The sequence below is a fragment of the Streptomyces sp. genome, from assembly GCF_036566765.1.
Taxonomy (GTDB): Bacteria; Actinomycetota; Actinomycetes; order Streptomycetales; family Streptomycetaceae; genus Streptomyces.
This window is the reverse complement of sequence record NZ_DATCVQ010000300.1, coordinates 1-1,948: the sequence shown is the minus strand read 5'-3', so window position 1 is coordinate 1,948 and position 1,948 is coordinate 1. Positions and strand designations below refer to the sequence as shown.

The 1,948-nt window shown below is 68.9% G+C and carries 2 protein-coding genes; both read left to right on the top strand.

Going from position 1 to position 1,948, the window contains the following annotated elements:
* Positions 1–384 precede the first annotated feature (384 nt).
* Entirely contained in the window at positions 385–1,599 is a 1,215-nt protein-coding gene (fdhA, locus tag VIU94_RS17370) for a formaldehyde dehydrogenase, glutathione-independent (RefSeq protein WP_331912496.1), read from the top strand.
* 153 nt (positions 1,600–1,752) lie between these two features.
* Positions 1,753–1,948, top strand: a 196-nt coding sequence (locus VIU94_RS17365; RefSeq protein WP_331912494.1) for a hypothetical protein, incomplete at its 3' end; no start/stop codon positions are given.

Genomic DNA, 1,948 nt, shown 5'->3' with positions numbered 1-1,948 from the left:
GTGTCGGCGACGGGTTTACGTTGAGAGCTCGGTGAGGGGGTTCCCCCTCGTCCAGCGAGGTGACATTCCCCTTCTCCGGCGCCGTTCCCTGGTGTTCTAGGTGGCACGATGGCGGCACGGACGGCCCGCCACCACAGCCGGATCGGGGCACGCGATGACCGCGTCGCGCCCATGTCGTACGGCCTCCCTGTGCGCGCCACCCGTGGCGAGGCTCCCGCATGCGAGTGAGCCCACGGGCAGCGCAGCCGATCCACGCCCGCCGGTCACGTCGGCCCACCTCGGACCTCGCGAGCCGCAGGGAGGAGGCGAGGCCGCTGGCTCGATCCACCTCGTACAGCCCTGACCGCATCTCCACACATCGAGCCCTCGGGGGAGGAGCACGTCATGCCAGGCAACAAGGCAGTCATCTACAAGGGCGCCGGCAAGGTCGAGGTCGAGACCATCGACTACCCGACATTCGAACTCAAGGACGGCCCGGGAGTGAATCCCGACAACGTCGGACGCCAGGTCCCGCACGGAGCCATCCTCAAGGTCGTCGCCAGCAACATCTGCGGCAGCGACCAGCACATGGTTCGTGGTCGCACCACCGCGCCACAGGGCCTGGCGTTGGGTCACGAGATCACCGGCGAGGTCGTCGAGACCGGCCGGGACGTCGAGTTCATCAAGGTCGGTGATCTCGTCTCGGTCCCGTTCAACATCGCATGCGGCAGATGTCGCAACTGCAAGGAGGGAAAGACCGGTGTCTGCCTGAACGTCAACCCGGACCGCCCAGGGTCGGCGTACGGCTACGTGGACATGGGCGGGTGGGTCGGCGGCCAGGCCGAGTACGCGCTGGTGCCCTATGCCGACTGGAACCTGCTGAAGTTCCCGGACAAGGACCGGGCGATGGCGAAGATCCTCGATCTGGCGATGCTCGCGGACATCTTCCCGACCGGGTTCCACGGCTGCGTGACGGCGGGCGTGGGGCCGGGCTCGACGGTCTACATCGCCGGCGCCGGCCCCGTCGGCCTCGCCGCGGCCACGTCGGCGTTCCTCCTCGGCGCTGCGGTGGTCGTGGTCGCCGACCTCCAGAAGCAGCGCCTCGAGCAGGCGCGCAGCTTCGGCTGCGAGACGATCGACGTGTCGCAGGGTGACCCGAAGGACCAGCTGGCGCAGATCCTGGGCGAGCCGGAGGTCGACAGTGCCGTCGACGCGGTCGGCTTCGAGGCCCATGGCCACGGCGACAGCGCCCAGGAGGAGCGTCCCGCCACTGTGCTCAACACGGTCATGGACGTCACGCGGGCGGGCGGCGCCGTAGGCGTGCCGGGTCTGTACGTCACGGGGGACCCCGGAGCCAGCGACGATGCCGCCAAGATCGGGTCGCTGTCGATCCGGCTCGGCCTGGGCTGGGCGAAGTCGCTCGCGTTCACCACCGGGCAGTGCCCGGTCATGCGCTACAACCGGCAGCTCATGATGGCGATCCTGCACGATCGCACGCAGATCGCGAAGAACGTCAACGCCACGGTGATCCCGCTCGACCAGGCACCTCAGGGGTACGTCGAGTTCGACAAGGGTGCGGCGCGCAAGTACGTGCTGGACCCGCACGGAATGATCGCCTAGTCCCTCACCACGCACAGGCAGCGGGAGCCGGGTCGTGCCCCGGCTCTCGCCCTGCTGTCCGGGGGCCTCTGGCAGATATCGGGCACAGCGGGCGATAATGAGTAGGTCCGCACCGTCGCGGGCGGCCTGTCCTCACCCCCGAAAGTGGCCGCCATGACCATCGACGAACGCCTCGACCTCGAGTTCGCCTACACCACGTTCCAGGACTCCTGCAGAGATCTCTTCTCGCTGTCCTACCGATGCCGGCGGCCGGTGGGCCACGACGGAGTCCACGCCGCAGGCTTCGGAACCCACCGCGTGCGCTGGGAGCACCACCCCGACCACGGGCCGGACGCCCCGCCCGTGTCGT

Coding starts and splice junctions, on each gene's coding strand:
- fdhA (WP_331912496.1), top strand. CDS start 385: ATGCCAGGCAACAAGGCAGTCATCTACAAGGGCGCCGGCAAGGTCGAG.